24 protein-coding genes and 1 other annotated feature are annotated in these 21,888 nt (G+C 38.8%); of the genes, 8 read left to right on the forward strand and 16 right to left on the reverse strand.

Going from position 1 to position 21,888, the window contains the following annotated elements; genetic code table 11:
- Positions 1–50: 50 nt before the first annotated feature.
- A complete protein-coding gene (locus tag J2S05_RS04210) occupies positions 51–653 on the forward strand; it encodes a CHRD domain-containing protein (protein WP_306980193.1) in 603 nt (200 codons plus the stop codon).
- 54 nt (positions 654–707) lie between these two features.
- Here the strand turns inward: J2S05_RS04210 and J2S05_RS04215 are convergent, their stop codons facing one another.
- From J2S05_RS04215 to J2S05_RS04235, 5 genes are all read right to left on the reverse strand, one after another.
- On the reverse strand, positions 708–1,142 hold the full coding sequence (locus tag J2S05_RS04215; protein ID WP_306980194.1) for an SRPBCC family protein: 435 nt from the start codon (positions 1,140–1,142) through the stop codon (positions 708–710).
- A 169-nt stretch (positions 1,143–1,311) separates the two neighbouring features.
- Positions 1,312–1,683 (reverse strand): helix-turn-helix transcriptional regulator, encoded by a 372-nt coding sequence (locus J2S05_RS04220; RefSeq protein WP_306980195.1) that lies wholly within the window; start codon positions 1,681–1,683, stop codon positions 1,312–1,314.
- Between the two features lie 144 nt (positions 1,684–1,827).
- On the reverse strand, positions 1,828–2,658 hold the full coding sequence (locus tag J2S05_RS04225; protein ID WP_306980196.1) for an ABC transporter permease: 831 nt from the start codon (positions 2,656–2,658) through the stop codon (positions 1,828–1,830).
- Positions 2,655–3,647 carry an ATP-binding cassette domain-containing protein gene (locus J2S05_RS04230; RefSeq protein WP_306980198.1) on the reverse strand — a complete coding sequence of 331 codons (993 nt, stop codon included), beginning with the start codon at positions 3,645–3,647 and terminating at the stop codon, positions 2,655–2,657. The genes J2S05_RS04225 and J2S05_RS04230 overlap by 4 nt, the downstream gene beginning before the upstream one ends.
- Positions 3,648–3,835: 188 nt before the next feature.
- Complete coding sequence (locus tag J2S05_RS04235) at positions 3,836–4,852, reverse strand: saccharopine dehydrogenase NADP-binding domain-containing protein (protein ID WP_306980199.1); 1,017 nt, start codon at positions 4,850–4,852, stop codon at positions 3,836–3,838.
- A gap of 112 nt (positions 4,853–4,964) precedes the next feature.
- Here J2S05_RS04235 and J2S05_RS04240 point away from each other — a divergent pair, with 112 nt between their 5' ends.
- A complete protein-coding gene (locus tag J2S05_RS04240; protein WP_306980200.1) occupies positions 4,965–5,969 on the forward strand; it encodes a helix-turn-helix transcriptional regulator in 1,005 nt (334 codons plus the stop codon).
- Between the two features lie 18 nt (positions 5,970–5,987).
- On the opposite strand, the gene J2S05_RS04245 is transcribed toward J2S05_RS04240, so the two are convergent.
- From J2S05_RS04245 to J2S05_RS04255, 3 genes are all read right to left on the reverse strand, one after another.
- On the reverse strand, positions 5,988–6,650 hold the full coding sequence (locus tag J2S05_RS04245) for a tryptophan--tRNA ligase (protein WP_306981088.1): 663 nt from the start codon (positions 6,648–6,650) through the stop codon (positions 5,988–5,990).
- Between the two features lie 22 nt (positions 6,651–6,672).
- Positions 6,673–6,978: a hypothetical protein gene (locus J2S05_RS04250; protein ID WP_306980201.1), complete on the reverse strand. Its 306-nt coding sequence runs from the start codon at positions 6,976–6,978 to the stop codon at positions 6,673–6,675.
- A 105-nt stretch (positions 6,979–7,083) separates the two neighbouring features.
- Positions 7,084–7,340, reverse strand: a binding site (T-box leader).
- An 18-nt stretch (positions 7,341–7,358) separates the two neighbouring features.
- Positions 7,359–8,078, reverse strand: a complete 720-nt coding sequence (locus tag J2S05_RS04255) for a YebC/PmpR family DNA-binding transcriptional regulator (protein ID WP_306980202.1) — start codon at positions 8,076–8,078, stop codon at positions 7,359–7,361.
- Between the two features lie 186 nt (positions 8,079–8,264).
- On the opposite strand from J2S05_RS04255, the gene J2S05_RS04260 reads away from it, so the two are divergent.
- Positions 8,265–8,561: a hypothetical protein gene (locus J2S05_RS04260; RefSeq protein ID WP_306980204.1), complete on the forward strand. Its 297-nt coding sequence runs from the start codon at positions 8,265–8,267 to the stop codon at positions 8,559–8,561.
- A 132-nt stretch (positions 8,562–8,693) separates the two neighbouring features.
- On the opposite strand, the gene J2S05_RS04265 is transcribed toward J2S05_RS04260, so the two are convergent.
- The 5 genes from J2S05_RS04265 to htpG form a co-directional block, all read right to left on the reverse strand.
- Complete coding sequence (locus J2S05_RS04265; protein ID WP_306980206.1) at positions 8,694–10,199, reverse strand: phytoene desaturase family protein; 1,506 nt, start codon at positions 10,197–10,199, stop codon at positions 8,694–8,696.
- 20 nt (positions 10,200–10,219) lie between these two features.
- Positions 10,220–10,780, reverse strand: a complete 561-nt coding sequence (locus J2S05_RS04270; protein ID WP_306980208.1) for a methyltransferase family protein — start codon at positions 10,778–10,780, stop codon at positions 10,220–10,222.
- A 21-nt stretch (positions 10,781–10,801) separates the two neighbouring features.
- Complete coding sequence (locus J2S05_RS04275) at positions 10,802–11,407, reverse strand: SdpI family protein (RefSeq protein ID WP_306980210.1); 606 nt, start codon at positions 11,405–11,407, stop codon at positions 10,802–10,804.
- Between the two features lies 1 nt (position 11,408).
- Complete coding sequence (locus J2S05_RS04280) at positions 11,409–11,678, reverse strand: autorepressor SdpR family transcription factor (RefSeq protein ID WP_306980212.1); 270 nt, start codon at positions 11,676–11,678, stop codon at positions 11,409–11,411.
- Positions 11,679–11,884: 206 nt separating this feature from the next.
- Positions 11,885–13,765, reverse strand: coding sequence for a molecular chaperone HtpG (htpG, locus tag J2S05_RS04285; protein WP_306980213.1), 1,881 nt, complete (start codon positions 13,763–13,765; stop codon positions 11,885–11,887).
- Positions 13,766–13,944: 179 nt separating this feature from the next.
- Here htpG and J2S05_RS04290 point away from each other — a divergent pair, with 179 nt between their 5' ends.
- The 4 genes from J2S05_RS04290 to J2S05_RS04305 are packed head-to-tail and all read left to right on the forward strand — an operon-like array spanning position 13,945 to position 17,966.
- Entirely contained in the window at positions 13,945–15,375 is a 1,431-nt protein-coding gene (locus J2S05_RS04290; protein WP_306980215.1) for a spore germination protein, read from the forward strand.
- 12 nt (positions 15,376–15,387) lie between these two features.
- Positions 15,388–16,479, forward strand: a complete 1,092-nt coding sequence (locus J2S05_RS04295) for a GerAB/ArcD/ProY family transporter (protein WP_306980217.1) — start codon at positions 15,388–15,390, stop codon at positions 16,477–16,479.
- The gene (locus J2S05_RS04300) at positions 16,476–17,606 is read left to right on the forward strand and encodes a Ger(x)C family spore germination protein (RefSeq protein WP_306980218.1); all 1,131 of its coding nucleotides are present in this window, start codon (positions 16,476–16,478) and stop codon (positions 17,604–17,606) included. Before J2S05_RS04295 ends, J2S05_RS04300 begins: the two co-directional genes overlap by 4 nt.
- Positions 17,607–17,663: 57 nt before the next feature.
- Positions 17,664–17,966 (forward strand): hypothetical protein, encoded by a 303-nt coding sequence (locus J2S05_RS04305; protein ID WP_306980221.1) that lies wholly within the window; start codon positions 17,664–17,666, stop codon positions 17,964–17,966.
- Here the strand turns inward: J2S05_RS04305 and J2S05_RS04310 are convergent.
- The 3 genes from J2S05_RS04310 to J2S05_RS04320 form a co-directional block, all read right to left on the reverse strand.
- Positions 17,963–18,961, reverse strand: a complete 999-nt coding sequence (locus tag J2S05_RS04310) for an LLM class flavin-dependent oxidoreductase (RefSeq protein WP_306980223.1) — start codon at positions 18,959–18,961, stop codon at positions 17,963–17,965. The genes J2S05_RS04305 and J2S05_RS04310 overlap by 4 nt on opposite strands.
- 87 nt (positions 18,962–19,048) lie before the next feature.
- On the reverse strand, positions 19,049–20,080 hold the full coding sequence (locus J2S05_RS04315) for an LLM class flavin-dependent oxidoreductase (protein ID WP_306980224.1): 1,032 nt from the start codon (positions 20,078–20,080) through the stop codon (positions 19,049–19,051).
- A gap of 56 nt (positions 20,081–20,136) precedes the next feature.
- Complete coding sequence (locus J2S05_RS04320; protein WP_306980225.1) at positions 20,137–20,727, reverse strand: hypothetical protein; 591 nt, start codon at positions 20,725–20,727, stop codon at positions 20,137–20,139.
- A gap of 426 nt (positions 20,728–21,153) precedes the next feature.
- On the opposite strand from J2S05_RS04320, the gene J2S05_RS04325 reads away from it, so the two are divergent.
- Positions 21,154–21,504, forward strand: coding sequence for a DUF2606 family protein (locus tag J2S05_RS04325; protein WP_306980226.1), 351 nt, complete (start codon positions 21,154–21,156; stop codon positions 21,502–21,504).
- The last annotated feature ends 384 nt before the right edge of the window (positions 21,505–21,888 follow it).

Genomic DNA, 21,888 nt, shown 5'->3' on the forward strand with positions numbered 1-21,888 from the left:
GTTATGTATGTAGGCATAGCTATAAAACTTTTTGAGAGGGGTTCTGATTCATGAAGAAAGCAATCGTTGCAACAACGTTCGCAGGAGCTTTGGCATTTACAACGTTTTCAGGAACAGCTTTAGCCGATCACGAGGGTAGAGAATTTTTAGTCGATCTAACGCCTTATGAGGTAGTGAATGAGGATACTGATGTAACCAGTGATGCATCGGGTGAGGCTCATATTCAAGTGAGTGATGATGGAAGTTATTTAGAATATTGGGTTGAAGCTGAGTATCTGGAAGATGCAGTAGCTGGTCACCTTCATAGTGGACCTAAAGGAGAAAACGGACCTCCTAAAGAGTTAGTTTTGTTTGAAACGGACGAGCCTATGGATTATAACGGAGAGGTTGCCTCAGGAACATTAACAGAGGATGATCTAGTCGGTGAATTAACATGGCAGGAGTTCTCTATGGCATTAGTTGCTGGAGAAGTTTACATTGATATTCATACTGAAGAGTATCCAGATGGCGAACTTCGCGGCCAATTAGATGAATATGCACAAGATGCTGCTAAGATGCCTACAGAAATGCCACAAACCGGATTTGGCGGTGCAAGTAACGAAGGATGGTTTATGAATGCTTGGAATAGCATCACCTCTTTTTTTACTAGATAAACGAGGATAAGATTTCTTTCGGTAATTCCTTCATGTAAGGGGTTACCGATTTTTCTATATGTTTGTTCGCAACTTGATCCCGAACTCCATATAAGCCTTCAATAGCATTAACGCTTCTCCCCAACCACTTGCGCAATGAACAAGTGTGGCTAGATGATCTTTTGTGTAACCTGTTTCTGTGATCGTTATGTAGGTGCCACTACTTTCTGTTTCCTCAAGATCAAAACTGACCGTTGTTATTAATTGATCTGCCGGTGACCATTCAAATGAAAAGTGTTGATTGTGAATTTGTTTGACGATCCTCCCCCCATCTTTAATTGTCATTTTGTCATCACCCCAATTGGTCCATACAAGTAAAATGTCATGATCACTTATAGTGGTTTCATCTGTAAACCATTGATTCCATTCATTAGCTGAGATAAGCGTTTGATAGACCTCGTCAATCGATTTTCGAATGAGAGTTTTTTGTGAAATTGATGGAATATTCACCATAGGCCTCCTTTGTGAATTTTCTAAGCAATAGTCTTTCTGTTTCTATTTGAGGCGTACCATTAAATTGAATCATCGTATCCTCCAAGGGTTAATCGTTCTTTACATACCATTAGTAATTCGATTTATTTGTTGTAATTCCTCTCCAATAAACTTTACTATAAACATTTTAATGCAGATCAAAATCCTCAATAGCTCTCAGCAATACTTTATGTGATCGTCTTACCTCGTCTGCTATATGTTGTTTTAATGCATGGGCCTTTTCAGCATCACGAATATAATAAATGGTTATTTCTTGGTATGAATCTTCTGTAAGCTTTTTTTGTCCTGAGCGTACGATGCCTTCATCAAGTAACTCATGTAAGGCTCGATAGATTTCCGCATGATTCGGCGTGTACCCAAGTGGTTTAAAATGCTGCTTTAATTCATCAAGCATTTGAATACCATAAGGCCTACTAGTTTCAATATAGGTGATAAGATAGCCTTTAATAAACAAACGTTGTTTAATCAAAAATCCAGAAGACTTCCTTGTATGACTCATGAGTAAATCCCCTCCCCTTATTGTACTAATTGTACAATAATGTCGAAACAAGAGATACAGTACTACTCTCTTTTTGACAATTAATTTCAGCATGACATAATAAAGACCTCATTATGACATGAAATCACAATGAGGTCTGCGGGTTTATTTCTTATTTCGATAAAGATACATCGTTAAAGGGGCAAAGATGACAACAAGTATACCAGAAGCTAGTAGGACCCAACCAACTTGTTCAAATGTAACTGTACCGTACATACACCCTCGAACGGCAGTGACTAATAGCGAAATAGGGTTAATATCCACAAAGCCTTGCAGTAAGTTAGGTAGCGTATCAGGATCTACAAACACATTACTAACGAAGGTTAGTGGAAACAATACCATCATGCTCACCATCATTAATGACTTTTCCGAACGCATAATAATGCCAAGCGTTGTCCAGATCCAAGACAGGCTGAAACAAAAAATTAATATTAATCCTAACGCTGAGATAACACCAATGAATCCGCCCTCTGGCCTGAATCCAAGCACCAATCCCAAAAGGATCATTATCGTAGATGCCATTAGATAGCGAACAGCGTCTACCAACAAAGCACCAACTAACGCTGAAGGCAGCCAAATTGGTAACGTTCTAAATCGGTCAAATACACCTTTACGAATATCATTATTTAAATCGACACCGGTGTACATCGTGATTTGTGATACGGTCATGACCAAGATACCTGGTAACAGAAACTGAAGATAGTCGGAGGTTGAGCCAGCAATTGCTCCTCCAAATAAATAAGTAAACATGAGTAAAAAAATGATCGGAAACATCGTAACATCGAACAATTGTTCTGGAACATGTTTAATTCGCAGTAATGCTCTAGAAGAAAAAGTAAGAGAAGAGGACATTGCACTTGGTTTTGAAGGGCGAACACTCGAAGCGATCGCATCATGAAGACGTTTATCTACTTCTTTTGAGGTATAATCACTCATGCTTTACCTTCCTCCTTCCGTTCTTCATCATCCACCGTTTTTCCTGTTAGAGTTAAAAATACTTCATCAAGACTTGGTTGTCCCAATGAAAAGTCACTAAGAGAAATGCCAGTATCATCTAACGTAGCTAGTGCTTTGATTACTCTAGAGGAATCTTTAACTTGTGATGTTAAAACAGCTGCATCATTCCCCACAAAGACAGTTGAATGTAATGTTTCCTCTAAGATGTGGATGGCCTGGTCCCTTGTATTAGGATCACTCAGGCGAAGTTGTAATGTACCGGAACCAACGGACGCTTTTAATTCATCGCTGGTCCCTTCAGCAATGATTTTTCCTTTATTAATAACTGCGATACGATCAGCAAGTTGATCAGCTTCTTCTAAGTATTGTGTCGTAAGGAGAACAGTTGTTCCTGCACTTACTAATGCGCGAACAATATCCCATACTTGATTACGACTACGAGGATCCAGTCCAGTAGTTGGTTCATCTAAAAATAAAAGCTCTGGTGTCACCACGATACTAGCAGCAATATCAATACGTCGTCTCATGCCTCCGGAATATTTCTTCACCTGTCGTTTGCTCGCTTCTTCTAAGCCAAATGCATGAAGTAGTTCAGTCGCTCTAGCCTTCGCTTGTGCTCGGCTGTAGCCCATTAATCGAGCAATCAGTACTAGATTTTCGATACCTGTTAGATCTTCATCAATTGAAGCATATTGACCAGTTAAACTAATCCGACTTCTTACTTCAGCCGTTTCAGAAGCAAGGTCATGACCAAAAATTCGAGCCTCGCCCTCATTTGGTGTTAGTAGAGTAGCCAGCATTCGAATCGTTGTTGTTTTACCTGCGCCATTCGGTCCTAAGAAACCATACACTGTTCCTTTTCGAATGGACAGGTCTACCCCATCCACTGCACGATGTTTACCAAAGGTTTTAACCAATCCCTTGGCTTCAATCGCTAGCTCTGAGGCTGCTACAAAATGATTATTCAAATCGTTTCACCACTCTTTTCTTTTTGGACTTATGTTGATTAGTTTATTTTAATACATTCGTGTAGACTTAACTATGTCCTTTATTATTGATCTTATTATTGTTTTTTAAAGGTATGTTATTATGGTAAATGAAATTAATTAAGCTTAATCAAAAGTGCACGTACATTCGCTTCATCTGTTGTATCAGATTAACGGTACACGGTACCATTTCCTTTATACATAAGTTGTATATCTTCATTGCTTGTACCAACCAGTTCAAATAATTGCTCGATGTGGTACACACCTTTTGGCATCGCATTTTCATATATAACTCTTACCGTTAAAGCAGCTATTTGTGCCGTTATTCTTGTTTGGTTATTTCCTATAATGCATCGTTGGACATGAGCGCTAGATGAATAAGCGTCTACTTTTATTGCAAAGGTATCTGTTCCTCTATTGATTCGATCTAGCCATCGAATCATCCATTGGCGTACCTTTTTACTATTCAATAATTTGCTTAACTGCACCATTCGAAGAGTAGCGGCCAACATTGTCAAAAGCTTTGAGTCAAAACAAAGCCTTGTTGTAACATTAGGTATGTGTAACGTATTAGGTAATGTATGCTGATCAGAAAAGGGAAATCCATAGGTTGCTCTTTTTCCTAAATAAGAGCCAAAATCAATCTTTTTTTGATTGGTGAATGCATGTGTCATTTGTTTTAGTGTCCAATCAACTGCTGCGGGGCCGTGCTTCTCTCCACTTCCAAGCATGATCGAAATATCCAGCTGCAATACGTCACCCTGATCTTGAACAGCCTGTTGAGCTAATAAATTTGTTAGTCCTGGAGCCAGTCCAACGCTTATCAAACCAGTAGCCTGTAGTGAATGTTTATTTAGTTTAATTAATTCCTCTAAAAAATCCCCATTCGCCGTAATATCGATATAGTGAATTCCCACTTGCAAACACATTTTCACAAGTTCAGTTGAAATTAAATCAAGACACATCACAATAACGTTTACATCTGAGAAGAATGTAGGCTGTGCTCTAGCATAAACGTCATAAACTAATGGCCATACGCGGCCTCCCGTTTCTTCTGAGAAGTCTTGGGCACTCTGTTTGTTCCGTCCAGCCGCATACACTTTGTTTGGAAAGTACTCAACAAGCTGATGACATATCATACGCCCTACCTTTCCGTAACCCCCAATTACTACAATCTTATCTCTCATAAGGCCTCACTCTTTCTTTTATCTATGATAAACTACAACTAATAATTATTCTCAATTATAACTGACCCGTATTTTATTGCTATCCCACAAACATGGGATTATTGGAGGCACCATGACAAGCGAATATGCTACTTTACATCACTTAAGAACATACATTCGTAAAACGTTATTTAAGCATCTTATCTTTGATGCAGCGTGCATAACAACGGTAGATCCAAACTCATTATTGTCAACAGGATCTTTAACAGATGCAGAAATTGAGCCCTTTCATGATCAGCTGTTAGAAAATGAATACCTTACTGAGGATCTTCTCTCACATGTGCAACTTGCTACAAGCCCTTCTATAAAAGCATATTCCTTACAACAAGCAGTCGATTCGGATTTGAGTGTCCGCCTACATACTATTTTGATGCCTGCTGGCTTTGGTGATGAACTTCGTATCGCTCTTGTTTCTAACAACAGGTGCTGGGGATTTATCAGTCTTTTCCGTAGACAATCTCGTTCGTTTTTTAACAAGCTGGAATTAGACCAGGTAACCACATTGGCTCTTGACTTCGCTCAAACGATCGAAGAAATCGTTTCAAGACAAGCTAAGAAACATGTTGTCCTTGAATCAGGATTACTTGTTACATCTACTGACCTAAACGTGATCTATGTAAATACAGCTGGAGAACAATGGCTATCTAACTTCCGAATTTGGGAAGGATTAAATCATTCGCAGCTCCCGCGTTCCATACATAGCCTTCGTGTTCAGTTACAGAAAGAGAACACACTAAAAGCGAATCTAGTTGTGAGTATTCCAACTGGAGGCTATGTACAGCTGCGCGCAGAACAACTGCATAAAAATGACCTGAGTACAGCGATTGCCTTTTATTTTGAAGAAGCTTCTTATAAGGATATCTACATCTATATAAAATCACGATATGATCTAAGCGATCGTGAGTCTGATGTGATTGAATATATCCAAAAAGGACTGTCCACTAAACAAGTAGCAGACAGTCTCTTTATTTCATCGTATACGGTTCAGGATCATCTTAAATCCATCTTCAGGAAGACCGGTGTGCACACACGCCGGGAATTGATTAGTCTTTTACATGGGTATAACCAAGATCATTGAAAAGAGATTTTTTTATATTTATTCAAAGTAGTTCATTTGCATCGCTTCCCTTACCTCTCGCATGGTTTGTTCTCCAATCAGTCGTGCTTTTGAGGTACCTTCTAAAAGAATCTCATCTATTCTCTTTGGTTGCCGTTCAAACTGGTGTCTCCGTTCTCGCATCGGTTCAAGCAGTTCATTAATACTTGTCGCAACCAGTTGCTTACATTCGACACACCCTAATTGAGCGTTTGTGCAGCCTTCATAAATAGCTTCGGTATCTTCTTTACGAAATGCTTGATGATACGAGTAAACTGGACAAATTTCAGGATGGCCGGCATCTGTTTTTCTTATTCTTAAAGGATCTGTTTTCGCTTTTTTCATTTTTTCGATCACATCTTCTTTAGAGGCATCGAGATTAATTGTATTTTCTTTACTTTTACTCATCTTACTTTGGCCATCTAAACCAATGAGACGTGGGGTCTCTCCAACAATGGCTTTCGGTTCTTCGAAGATAGGAGAATATAGTTGATTGAATCGTCGAAGGATCTTTCTTGTTTGCTCCATATGAGGAACTTGATCTTCACCAACCGGCACAATCGTCGCTTTACAGAAAGCAATATCTGCTGTTTGACTAATTGGATATCCTAAAAAACCATAGTATAGGTCATTGTATCCTCTCTCACTTGCTTCTGCCTTAATTGTGGGATTATGTCTAAGTGTATTAACTAACGGTTACAAACATTGAGAAATAAGCCGTTAACTCTGCAATTTCTGGAACCATTGATTGGATAAATATATTTGCATGGTTAGGATCTATTCCTGCAGCCAAATAATCAAGTGTTACTTGTCTAAGGTGTATTGATAATTGTTCAGGTTGTTCAAAGTGAGTGGTTAATGCTTGAACATCAGCAAGCATTACAAATGTGTCATACGTATGCTGCAAATCCACGCGATTTTTTAAGCTTCCTACATAATGGCCAAGGTGTAGCTTGCCTGTTACTCGATCTCCTGTTACTAGTCGTTCCATCATGATTCCTCCTACTAAAATAATTGAATGTTGTTATATGTTTTGTCCACCACCAACCATCTTCCATGGCCATCACCTCCTTAAAAAACACAAAAAACCCCGTCCAAAAAGGACGAGGTTCTCGTGGTACCACCTTTGTTAGCTACTAAACCTAGCAACTCACTTTCCATACGGAAGACAAACTCTAAGCCTTCAATACGCCTCTAGTTGATAACGGATAGAGAGACCCGATTACACCTACTTTGCATTCAGTGTAACGATTCAAAAGCCCATTCCAAAACAAAAGATGATTGGTTCGCAGCGACCACCAACTCTCTGAACATCTAGTTTGATTTGTACTCACTCTTCATCATCATCGTTGTGTTATTTGAACTCCTGCATTATTCACCTAGGTCAACGTTGTGATACACCTGCTGAACATCTTCCAAATCTTCAAGTGCATCCACAAGCTTCTCAAATTGATCTTTTGATTCTTCAGGAATCTCTACATCATTTTGAGCAACCATCGTTAATTCAGCTACTGAGAACTCACTAACGCCTAATTTCTTAAACGCCTCTTGAACAGCATGGAATTGCTCAGGATCTGCATGGACGATGACCGTGTCATCTTCTTGCACGATGTCCTTAACATCTACGTCTTCCTCCATCATATGTTCTAATACCGCATCCTCTGAATGGCCTTCAACACCAATGACTGCAGCTGCATCAAACATATAAGCAACAGAACCACTCACACCCATGTTTCCGCCATTTTTTCCAAAAGCCGCTCGCACATCAGATGCCGTGCGGTTTACGTTATTTGTAAGTGCATCTACGATGATCATTGAGCCATTTGGACCAAAGCCCTCATAACGAAGCTCATCATAGTTCTCATCTAATCCGCCTTTTGCCTTCTCAATGGCACGATCAATAATTGCTTTTGGCACATTATATGTCTTTGCACGCTCTAAAACTACTTTTAATGCTTGATTTGATTCTGGATCTGGTTCACCTTGTTTAGCAACAACATAGATCTCCCGACCAAACTTTGCATAGATTCTACTTGTATTCGCATCCTTTGATGCTTTTTTTTCTTTAATATTATTCCATTTACGTCCCATTACGAACACTCACTTTCCCTTGAACTCTATGAGTTAATCATATCCTAACTCATATGTTTCTGACAAGGTGTTAGGACACCCCTTCCGATAATATACTGTAAAAAGTTGTTTTAAAGTGGAATTATCAGGGTATCTATTTAGCTGTGCACTAGTAATTATTCTAAACATTAATTAGGAGCTGAGGTATTGAAAAGAGTTGAAGTCAAGAAATTAGCCATTGGTAGCGTATTAAAAAGTGCCATTTATTTTTATTTTATCCCCATTATCCTTATGATCTTTGGTTTGATCGTTGTAACGATTATCCTCATTGCTCAGGATGAAGCCCCTGGCTATGTCATCATTCCTGCTTTCTTAATCGGGATTGTTTTTTATACAGGGCTGTACGCTGGAATCATTGCATTAGTGACACTCTGCTACAATTGGTTAGCAGGTAAATTTGGCGGACTTATTGTAACGATTAAAGATGTAGATACGGAAGAATGATTACCAAGAGCTTGCCTAGTGAGTGCACAGGCAAGCTTTTATCTTATTATGAACTAAAATATACACCCGTATAGTAATTGATACAAAAAAACTCACTAATCCATTTAAGGATCAGTGAGTGTAAACATTCATTTACCCAGTATAACGTCCTGACTGCAGTTCATCTTCAAGAATTAAGTCTGCAGTGAGTTGTCCCGACAATGTGACCATTGGAACCCCTCCACCTGGATGAGTTGAGCCTCCCACAAAATAAAGATTAGACAACACCTGACTTCGGCTTGGAATTTTGAAGCCACCATTCGTTTTTCGATCTGCTGCGACTCCGTAAATTGAGCCACCATTAGATCCGTATAATTTATTAAGATCATTTGGCGTAAAGACATATTCAAATTCAATATGTTCACGAATCTTGGTTAAGCCATTGCGTTCGAGCTTGGTAAGAACGGTTTCACGATAGGTATCTTTATACAGATCCCAGTTCTCTCCATCCTTTAAAGGCGGGACATGAGTCAGTACAAAATGATTCTCTGCTCCAATTGGTGCTTGTAACGGATCAGACTTAGACGATATCCCTACATACACGGTTGGATCATCAGCTGGTCGTTTTTCCTCAAAGATTTGTTTGAATTCTAACTTGGGATCCTTCGAGAAAAAGAAATTATGATGAGCAAGTTGCGGATACGTGTGGTTTATGCCCAGAAGGAGCACTAACCCAGAAACACTTGGTTCGTAGTTGCTCAGCTTCTTAACTTCTTGTGCTGCTTTTGGAGCTTTCGAGAGTAACTGATTATACGTTGGTATAACCTCAAGATTTGAAACAATGATGTCCGCACCAACAATCTCTCCGCTCGCTAGTTGAACTGATTGTGCCCGTCCATCCGACTCTATGATTCGTTCAACTCTTGCATTCGTACAAATCTCTACATCAAGCTCATGTAGCACTCGTTCCATCGCTCGAATGATGTTATACATGCCGCCTTCAACATAATGTACGCCTAAACCAAATTGAACATAAGCAAGTTGTGATAAGACAGCTGGAGCTTGATACGGAGATGACCCTACATACATAACTAAGAAATCAAGAAATTGCTGAATGTGAGGATCACGTATATATTTTTTTGTAGCCTGGTTCATACTTTTCATTGGATCCATCGCAAGCAAATCTTTAAAGCTATGCAAGGTACGCAAATCCTTTAATCCACTTAAGCTTTTTTGATAGAAGCTTTTGGTACATAGCTCATAGATTTGACTACTATAATGAAGATAATCAAGAAACCCAGACTTATCCTCTGGAGAAATTTTATCAATTTCAGCTAGCATATCCGGTAAATCACCTTTAAGATCAATGGATACACCATCCTCAAAAAACGTTCGCCATTGAGGTTCAATTCGCTTGATCGTTAGATAATCAGAGAGTTTACGTCCAGCACGTGTAAACAATTGTTCCAAAGTCCATGGCATCGTCAAAATGGATGGCCCTGTATCAAACGTATAGCCAGAACCGCTTCGGATATTACACTTTCCCCCGATTCGCTCATTGGCTTCTAAGACTTGAACCTGATATCCTTCTGATGCTAGGCTTATTGCTGATGATAACCCACCAATTCCGCCACCAATTACAATTACTTTCGTCTTCACACGTAGTTACCCCTTTTCTCTTAATAGATCCAAGGCAGTAAAATCCAGCGCTGTTGCTTCCATTGATCATAGGTTCCACCCAATGCTTCCGTTAACATGGCCTCTTCCAATTTAATTCGAAAAAGCAATGTAGGAAGAACGAGCAAGATAGTGGTTACCAAACCTACCCATGAAGCTAGGTAGCTGGATAGACCAATCATACAAATGAATAAGGCTGTATATAAAGGGTGCCTCATATACCGATATGGACCATGACCAACTAGCTTTTTATCAGCAGATACCTGAACATGCCTTGTAAATTCTTGCTTTAACGTCAGCATTGACCAGTATCTGAGAAAAATACCTATAAAGTAGAGAATAAGGCTAAACCATATAAAAAAAAGATGTGTGGTAGTAATCTCACTCAACTCACGAATGAGCAGGCTAACGATTACACACAGTATAATTGTACCTAGAATCAAGTAATAACTTCTTTGTTCCTTTGATTGAGCATTGGTTTTGGTCCGAGATCCCCTAAACAACATAAACTCCAGTAACCAACTAACACTTAACACAAGAAAGACCCATTCTTGGATATCCATTGGACTCCCTTCCACTCATGATTAATTGGATGTGATTCGACGGTACGTTACAGCGGAATAATATTGAATAATAACCACAATGAGAAGAACAGGAATGAGAATGACAGCCATTTGATAAGACGGAGCAATAATTGAACCGATAAAAATAAGTAAACCACACGCGAAAAAAAGTTTCCCAGCTAGTCGGTTCACAATGGCCCAAACTTTATCGTTTTGAAGTGTCCATCGATTCCGCGCTCCAAAAATAGCATTCCGTTTTACTTGTGGCATGATATTGCCAATAAGCATCATTAAAGCCCCTAAACTTATACCCAGAGTGACTTCTACATTAATAGTATAATCAAGACCACTAAGGATTATAATGGCATGGATGATAAATAAGAACGCTGGTAACACAGAGTAAATAAATTGGGTCACCTTTGCTTGTCGATTAAACAAATAATTGATAAAAAACATGAGCAGCATAAAGGCTGGCATGATAGAAACAGCCGCCAAAGTTGGAAGAGTGTTTGTTACCTCCCCATTTGTCCAATGAACAGCTAGTCGATCAGGTAATTGATTATACGTAGCTGCACTTAAAATAATCGATGCTACAAACAAAGACATTGCGATAAACGTTGCTTTCATTCTAGTCCTCTCCTTTATTTTTGAATTGATGTAACCAGGCAAACACATCTTGTAAAACCGTTGTATTTAACGTGTGGTAAATGTATTGCCCTCTTTTATCGGCTGTGACGAGGTCTGCCTGCTTTAAGAGTTGTAGATGATGAGAAATACTTGGTTTACTCATATCAAAATGCTCAGCAATCTCAGATGCCGTTAAACAGCCATGTTTACTTAATAAACTCATGATCTCCCTTCTCGTTTCATCGTTTAAAGCTTTAAACAATTCATTCACAGCCTTGGCTCCTCTAATTAAGTAATTAAACAACTATCTAATTACAGGATATCATAATTAGGTAATTAAGCAACTGTCTAATTACTAGGTATATTTTTGAATTCAACAGGAATGGACACTACGCGAGTTAAAGATTTTTTTGCACACAAATACCTTACCAACAAATGAAGCCGACTCAAAAGGGAGTCGGCTTTTCATTATTCTATTTAAACCATGACCTTACACATATCTTTTGTAAATTCTACAGGATCTTCAAGTGGAAGTCCTTCAATCAATAGTGCTTGGCTATATAACAGATTTGTGTATAGCGTTAGCTTCTCTTGATCCGTTTCATGAGCTGCTTTGATGGCCTTAAAGACATCATGATTTGGATTGATTTCTAGGACTTTCTCTGCTTTGACATGCTGGTTATCTGGCATCGCCTGCAGGACCTTCTCCATTTCAATAGTCACTTCACCTTCTGCAGTTAAGAAAACAGGATGTGTTTTTAATCGTTTTGATAGACGAACATCCTTCACTTTTCCTGAAAGGACCGATTTCATTGTCTCAAAAAGAGCCTTATTTGCATCCTTTTCCTCTTCAGACTCCTCTGTATCATCTTCATCCATTTTCAGATCCGCACTAGAAACGGACTGGAACTCTTTTTCTTGATAGCTTTGTAGCATTTTAATCGCAAATTCATCCACATCTTCCGTGAAATATAAGATCTCATAGCCTTTATCCGCAACAATCTCTGTCTGTGGTAATTTCTCAATGCGTTCTACAGATTCACCCGTTGCATAATAAATGTAGCTTTGATCTTCCTTCATACGTGAAACATATTCAGAAAGAGAAACTAAGCCTTTTTCTGTAGAAGAATGGAATAATAATAAATCCTCGAGTACCTTTTTGTTCGCACCATAGTCATTATATACACCAAATTTTAGCTGGCGACCAAATGACTGATAGAACGTCTCATAGGCTTCTCGTTGATTTTTTAACAGGGTTTGCAGCTGAGATTTAATTTTAGACTGAATGTTTTTAGCAATAAGCTTCAATTGACGGTCATGCTGAAGCATCTCTCTTGAAATATTTAATGAAAGGTCTTCAGAATCAACCATCCCTTTAACAAAACTAAAGAAATCAGGTAATAAATCCGCACATTTCTCCATAATCAGTACGCCATTTGCATACAGTTCAAGGCCTTTTTCATACTCTTTTGAGTAAAAATCAAATGGTGTATTCTCCGGAATAAACAGGATCGAGTTGTAACGAACGGCTCCATCTACACTTAAATGAATGTGCTCAAGTGGCTTATCAAAACCGTAGCGCTTATCTTGATAAAACTGCTCATAGTCTTCCTTCGTTAATTCACTTTTGTTTTTGCGCCAAATTGGCACCATGCTATTAATCGTTTGAATTTCCTGAACTTCCTCTGTCTCACCCTCTTCGCCACCTTCTTTTGGCTTAAATGTGGAGACATCCATTTTAATTGGGAAGCGGATAAAGTCAGAATATTTCTTAACGATCGCTTTCAAACGATAGTCTTCAAGAAACTCATCAAACGATTCATCTTCGGTATTTTCTTTAATATGTAATGTGATTTCCGTTCCAGGTGTGTCTTTAACAGTCTCTTCAATAGTGTATCCATCACTTCCATCAGACTGCCACTTGTACGCTGTGTCAGCATCAACAGACTTACTATTCACAGTCACCATGTCAGCTACCATAAAAGCTGAATAAAAACCTACACCAAATTGGCCAATAATATCATGACCATCCTTGATTTCGTTTGTTTTCTTAAAAGCTAGTGAACCACTTTTCGCGATGGTGCCCAAGTTATTCTCTAACTCTTCTTTTGTCATGCCAATGCCTGTATCTATTAATGTCAGCGTTCGTTTTTCTTTATCCGCCGTGATATGGATCGCATATTGATCTTGCTCAAAGCTTATTGCATCATCTGTTAGTGCACGATAATACAATTTATCAATCGCATCACTTGAATTAGAGATTAATTCTCTGAGAAAGATCTCCTTCTGAGTGTAAATGGAATTAATCATCATTTCCAAGAGACGTTTAGATTCAGCCTGAAACTGCTTTTTTTCCATTAGAAACACCTTCCTTACCATTCGATTTTAATATTAGCACTTGCAATCGCAGAGTGCTAACTTAATTATCATTTTACACATTTGACTGAACACGTCAACACATTCCATCGTTCAAATGTATAAATGGAGCCTACCAGAACAAACTAATTTAAATCATGGAGAGAAGAAGGTGATACTAGATGGATGACACGATTCATTTTACTTCTGAATCAGAATACAACAAACAACTGTTGGTGACCTTTTTTTCCAATCAATCAGATTTTGGTCAAAGAGACCTTTACATGACGGAACTGGATATGAGCTGTACCTTATTTTTTCTGAAATCGAGAACGGACTTCACCACACTCATGCAATTCATGCAAAAAATCGAGCGATTAACACCCTCTTTGTTTCAGGATTTCTCTCAAAAAGACGTAGTAGTGAAATCTCTTGAGACCTTTTCATATCAATCATCTTATCTTCTCTCCGATACCGTAGACTTTATCTTTGAAGGGAAAGCCATCCTGCTGCTCGAAAATCATGCTGAGGTTTTTATTCTTGATACTGCACGAAACATAAAACGTAGCATTGAAGATTCATCAAGTGAAAAAGTGATACGTGGACCTAAGTTATCATTTATAGAAAGCATTATTGACAATGTCGGGATCGTTCGTCAGCTGACTCGAGATCAAAACATTATTGTGAAAGACCATCATATTAACGTGCAGAACAACGATAAATTAATTCAATACCTCTATAACCAAAAACAAGTCAGTGATGAACTATTAAAGGAAATAGAAAAGCGATTATCCTCCATTAATACGAGTAATTTAGAAGATTCAGGAATGCTCGAAGAATTAATTGAAGATAACCCGATGTCACCATTTCCTCAAATTCAAAACACAGAACGACCGGACAGAGTGATTGCAGCAATTAATGAAGGGCGCGTGGCGATGTTTATAGATGGTTCGCCTTTTGCCCTAATCATGCCTACTACCTTTGATATGTTACTTCAATCTCCAGATGATTATTATGAACGATGGCTCGCGGGAAGTTTCTTGCGGGTTTTACGTTACTTGTCCATTTTCATCACACTTTTTCTCTCGGCATTCTATATTTCCATGGTGTCTTTTAGCCAAGGCTTATTACCAACTGAGCTTGCTATAACCATTGCAAGCACAAGACAAAACGTACCTTTCCCTCCATTTATAGAAGCGATCATTATGGAGATAACCATTGAATTATTACGAGAGGCTGGTATTCGACTCCCTACTCCACTTGGACAAACCATTGGACTAGTTGGAGGGGTCATTATTGGTCAAGCCGCAGTTGAAGCCAATCTTGTTAGTTCGTTGATGGTCATTATCATTGCTTTAACAACAATTACGTCATTTACTGTTCCACAATATAGTTTTGGACTTTCTTTTCGAATGCTTCGTTTTGGAGCGATGATCTCTGCAGCTATATTTGGCTTGTTTGGGACAGTCTGTTTCTTTATTTGGGTAAGTATTCACCTATCCAACCTGAAAAGCTTTGGTACTAGCTACTTTTCCCTACAGTTCTCGTTTTCTAGAAAGAAATTCCTTGATTTGTTCATTCGATTACCGAAAAGAGTAAAATCGGCCCAATAAGGAGGGTAAAGCGTGGAACAGAAAATCGATCCAATTTCTACTTATCAGTTAACCATCCTAATTATTAACTGCATGCTTGGCGTTGGTTTTCTTGTTCTGCCTAGAAAAGTTACCATTGTGCTTGATTCTCCTGATGGATGGATTTCCCTTCTTTTTTCCGGTGGGGTCATACTGATCGCGGTCCTGCTTCTGTTTTATTACTTTTCCAAACATAACGTCAAAGACATTGTTGAATATAGCCAATTGGCCTTTGGGAATTGGTTGTCCAAAATCCTTTGTGTATTGCTAGTCGTCTATTTTGTTGCAATTGCTGGTTATGAAGCGGTTGCCATGAGTGAAATGGTTCGATTTTTCCTACTTGAAACGACTCCGCAAATGCTTGTTGTATTTATTATCCTAGTATTGGCTGCCTACCTCGCAAGTAGTCCAGTTAACACATTGATTCGAATTTGTGTATTTTTTCTTCCTTTCTGTTTAGTTGTTGTGTTCTTTATCTTTCTATCTGGTGCGAAGGAAGTAAATATAAACAACCTTCTTCCAATCTTAGAGACTGGTTTTGACCCATTTACAAAAGGTTTTTTTAGTACAAGTCTTTCCTACCTAGGTCTTGAATCTTTGTTGATCTTTACGGCTTTTACTTCTGCTAAAACAAAAAAGGTCAGAGCCGCTATCACTGGTGTTGCGTTTACATCTATTCTCTATGCGATCACGTATATCATTGTAGTTGGAACGTTAAGTTATCAAGAAGTAAAAACACTAACATGGCCGACTATTTCTTTTATTCAAACCTTTACAATTCATGGAATTTTTCTTGAAAGACTAGATTCGTTTTTATTATCAACATGGATTTTACAATTCTTTACGATTTGTGCAATCAATTTATTTAATGCATGCTACATCATGGAAAAAACATTCTCAGTCAAACCATTTAAAACCTGTTTTGTTCTTGTACCACTTGCTTATCTTGTTGCATATATTCCGCGAGATTCTACTGAAATTGTTATCCTTGGAAATATCGTTGACCGAAGTGGCTTGTTTCTTTTAATGGTTCTACCTTTCCTCTGTTTTGTTACGGTTATGATTAAAAAGAAGGTGACAGCATGAAAAAACTCAGGTTCATCTTACTTCTCTTTTGTACACTCACTCTTAGTGGTTGTTGGGACAGCAGGAGCATTGAAGATATTTCTCTTGTTATTGGTGTTGGTGTAGATATTAGTGAAAGTGGGGAGTATATTTCTCTGGGTCACCAGATTATTGTTCCTCCAAGTAATAGCGGTGACAGCTCACAAAGCTCTAGCTTCAAAAACATATATACTACTGGTCAAACGGTTCATAATGCCATTCGTAATGTGGCCCTTCGTGATAATTCCGTGATAAGTGATCACCAACGCATATTAATTATTCGCAAGGACGTATTACGTAAATGGACGATGGATGAAGTCATTAATCAAATGATTAAGGATGACCGAACTCGTCGTAGTTTATTTGTATTTATAACGGATGAGCCCATTAAAAAGATATTAGGAACGAGTGACTCAGGTGAAATTCCATCTAATCAACTCTATGATTTAATTGATAATAGAGGAAAGTCCACAAAGATCCTTCCTGAAGTATCACTAGGAAAGCTATCTTCCAACCTACAAAAAAACGTAAGCTTTGCTCTTCAAGATGTACAAATCATTAATAATCGTCTCGCTTTATCCGGTGGAGGTGTCATTAAGAATGGAATGATCCTTGATGAAGAGTTATCTATTGACGATATAGCTACCCTAGATTGGTTAACAGGTGAAGTCGAAGGTGGGATTCTCTCGACGCGCTTAGACAATATGCCGTTGGCGTTTGAGATTCTTGAAGAAGTGAAGGTTAAGGTGAAAACATCTATAGAAAACGACCAAGTTCTAATCGACGTTCAAGCAGAGACATCTGGGCGAATATCAGAAGATTGGAATGAACAAGAAGATTCCTTTACAGATAAATACAATGAACAAAGGAGAAAAGCAATAGAAAAAGAAATTGAAAATCGAGTCAATCACTTGATCGAAAAATTACAAAATGAGATACAGGCGGACGTGACTGGTTTTGCAGAGTATATGAGAGTTCAACAGCCTGCGTTTTGGAGACAACACAAGGATCAGTGGGACCAGTATTTTTCCGAAGCTGAGATTTCATACTCGATTTCCGCAATAATTGAAGATTTCGGCACGAAAGGTTCAACGAAAAAGTTGCAATAAGAACACATTAGATTATGGTATGATGGGGTCTAACTTGTTTTAGGAGGAAGACGCATAATGGAACCATCAGAACGTGAAGACTTTATTATCCAAAAATATAAACAAGAAGAGCAGCTTATGATTCTTCTATTTGCTCAGTGGTGTGTGAATCATGACCTTGACCCCGCTGCTATTTACAAAAAAGCCTTTCCTGCTCAAACCAAAAATCAACAACTTACTGAAGCAGTAGAACAAACACTCCCTAAATCTGAGGCAGATGAGATCCCTCTCCCTTCTCTTTTAGAAGTGTTATCTTGGTTTGAACAGGATGAGTTGGCTTTTATCGTATCTGAGGAAGCAAACCAATTAGAGAAACGTTAAGAAAGCATCTCTTTTCCAAGTAATCGAAAGGATTCCTTTCGATCTTCAAATGAATGAACGTTTGTTAAAAGCATGCACTCATCTGTGTCATATTCCGTAGCTAGCTTAAAGAGGTCTTGTTTGACCTCATCAGGTGTACCGATGAGTTGCTTTTGCTCTAATTCCCGCATTTTATCTTCTTCATCCGTGGTGAGGGGATAGCTTTTTGCATGATCTTTGCTAGGTAACCCGTCTAATCCTTCTCCCTTAGCTCGTTCAATCGACCAAATGTAGCCACTTCTCGCGATTTCTTTTGCCTTCTGATTGGATTCTGCACAAACAATCGATACAGCTAACATTAATCTAGGTTCTTGATTCTGTTTTGTTGGTTGAAAATGTTCTTTATATGCTTTAGCTGCTTTTTGACTAGATTCCTTATTCATAAAATGACCAACTGCATAAGGAAGACCATGTGAAGCGGCTAGCTTTGCACTTTTGATACTTGTTCCGAGGATCCAAGGAACAGGAGGCTTAATAGGCACTGGAGCTGCTTTTAAAGAATGATAAGAATGCCCTTCAGGGAAGTCATTTTGAATAAAGTGCAGAAGTTCTTCTACTTTTTTTGGCATATCATAAATCGCTTGAAGCATATTAGGTGTTAAGGCTTGAGATGCCTCAGCTGACCCGCCTGGAGAGCGCCCAACCCCAATATCCACGCGATCTGGATACATCGTCGCAAGGACGTTATAGGTTTCAGCCACTCGATATGGCTGATAGTTCGGTAATAGCACCGCACCTGCGCCAATACGAATTTGACGTGTAAAAGCTCCGATTATGCCTAACAAGACTTCTGGCGCTGGACAAGCAAGCCCGGGCAGATCATGGTGTTCAGCAATCCAATAACGAGTGAATCCCCACTCATCAGCAAAAATTGCCAGCTGTTTTGTCTCTTCGATCGCATCTTTAGCAGAGCGCCCCCGCGAAATGACAACTTGATCCAGTATACTAAGCTTCATAGAATAAATCCTTTCAGTAGAAAAGCCATGACAAATTGGCCATGGCTTTCGTTTTTTATCCCGCTCTGAACGAGCAGCTACTCATTTTCAAGTTAACAACTCTGCTACAATTTCATGTGAACGTACACGCGCATCGTTGTCAAAAGCATCCGATGAAATAATCACTTCATCTGCCTTCGTTTCATCTATAAAGGCACCCAACTGTTGCTTAATTGTTTCTGGAGAGCCTGTCATATAGGAGCTTGCTCCTCGATTGCGCTCAAGTGCAGCAATCTCACCTGGTGCATAATGATCAGCTAGATTCTTAACCGGTGGTTTGAATTGACCTGGTTTGCCACGCATTAGATCAAGCATTTGCTGCTTACGTGAGGTTGATAAATACTCTGCTTCCTCATCTGTGTCAGCTGCTACTAAACTAACACCAAGCATAATGTGTGGTTTAGATAACGTTTCAGATGGCTCAAACCGACTACGATACAAATCAATCGCCTGATGCATATAATCAGGAGCAAAATGCGATGCAAATGAAAATGGAAGACCCCTTTGAGCCGCAAGTCTAGCACTAAAGCCACTCGAACCAAGGAGCCAGATCGGTACATCCTGTCCTACTCCTGGGTACGCCTTAACGCCTGTAGAAGCTTCTTCACTCAAATAGGCTTCCAGCTCTTCAACTAAATCAGGAAAATCATCACCATTACTAAATAATGTCCGACGCAGAGCTCGAGCCGTCAATTGATCACTTCCTGGTGCGCGACCAAGACCAAGATCAATTCTCCCTGGGTGAAGAGCATCAAGTGTCCCAAATTGCTCCGCAATCATGAGCGGTGCGTGGTTAGGAAGCATGATACCGCCTGAACCGACACGAATATGTTTTGTTCCCTGTGCAATATGATTAATAATAATCGACGTAGCGGACGATCCAATGCCTGGCATATTATGATGCTCAGCTAACCAATAGCGATTAAATCCCCAATCATCAGCCTTTTGAGCAAGATCTAAGCTTCGTTTAAATGTTTCTGACGCATTTGACCCTTGTGTAATCGGAGCCAAATCAAGTACAGAAAGTGGTGTGTCCTTAAAGCGTTTTGTTTGTTTATGTGTTAATTCCATGTTTGTCATCTACCTTTCTCAATCCAATACATGCACCTATTGTAAAGAGTAAGGAAGTGCAATGTCTATTTTTCTGCCTGTGAGTTGAATCCACTCCGACGATTAAGGTACGTAGTAATCTCTTCATTCGAATAAGATAACTCAGCTATTCCCTTAGCAATCGTCTCTATATAGGGTTTTGCAGGAGGCGAAAATGGATCCGTTCCTACGTTGTTTGGATTTGTAAATGTCACTTTAGGATACCCCTCATCCATACCAAGATATACAACTCGACCATACCATCCATCATCTAACGTAACCGAGCCCTTTTCAATTAATTCATCAAACGATAAACCAGACGCATCCGCTTGATTCTCCTGCTCCACCACATCAACAAATTGCTCAAATGTAATCAAATATTGACGCGCAATCGTTTGCTCACGCGTATCCTGATCATGACCAATAAACGCAACGCCGCCTTTCCCCCACTTACTCTCATCCTTTGCGAAGTACAAAGGGTATGGCAGAGTGCAGCCACGATTATCACGCGGAAGTGTCGCATCCCGACAGCCTCTCTCCGCTTGTTTAGAACCGATTGGAACGCCACCTTTAATATAACAATGAAAACGTTCCTCCATTAAATTGGATCCGTAACTTACATACCACACTAAATTCATGTTACCGCCTCTTTCTATTGAACCGTACTAGTTAAATACGTTGATTATTATACTATTTGAGGTGAAGCTGTGTAAAACATGGTAAGTAGAGATGTTTTACGGGCTATGTAAAGGGATTTTAAGAGAGGGATTAAGTTCTATGTTTTTTCCATCTTGGTAAATTCGGTTAACCTCTGAATAAATGGATTAAAGCTCTTGCTAACAGTCCCCTCCTCTTACTAAATCTTAATTCGTCTGGACATGACATCGATATCTCTTGCTAAAGGCTCCTTCCTCTTACCAAATCCTAGTCCGTCTGAATGCACAATCGATCGCTCTTGCTAACAGCTCATCTTAAAGAAATTAATAAGTTACTGTAAAAAGCGAACTTCCGACCCTGACCTGGTACATTATAGGATATATAGAAAAAAAGAGGAGGATTCTACATTGGTATCAGCGAAACGTCTTTTACTACCTATGTTGTTTCTATTATTTATTTTCGGTTGTGAAAACAAAGAGAGCTCTCAAAAAGTTTCACTCGTCTCCAATGTAACATTTAAGGTCATTGATCAAGATGGTGATCCTGTTCCATTTCTTGAGATTCCTATGGATAATGATATAAGGGATGAAAGTCGAGAGATCGGAGTATTTCTTGGAACAACGGATAGCGAAGGCATGATTTATGCAAAGGAATTAGAAGTACGAACCTATAGATTAGAATACTATAATAGATCTTTTAGTATCGATGAGCATGACGAGGGAGAAACGATAGTGATTGATTTATATTTAAATAAATAAAACTTAGACTCATAGGTTGAGCACCATATGTTTTCATAATTCCTTAGTCTAAATTTATTTTAAAAAAGAATAATTTAAAGCCCTCCAACAGGAGAGCTTAGTTACTAATCTTTTCTCTTTTACCACAGACAATACACTCATCCGTATAATAACTATACCTATGCTTCTTTTGAAATTTACACTTAAACCATGTTTTAAGTTTCACGAGAAAGTCATCCAATCTTAGTTAATGCACGCATTATCTTTTGTTTATAGATAATAGTGCATAGTTAGAAATACTAACTTTATTGGAGTTTACAATGTAAATGTTACATCCGTGTTTTATATTGATGTGAAAATTAATAAGAATCTGTTTTTCTACCATAATGAAACTACTTTTTAGGG

It is taken from the genome of Alkalicoccobacillus murimartini (assembly GCF_030813245.1).
Taxonomy (GTDB): domain Bacteria; phylum Bacillota; class Bacilli; order Bacillales; family Bacillaceae_D; genus Alkalicoccobacillus; species Alkalicoccobacillus murimartini.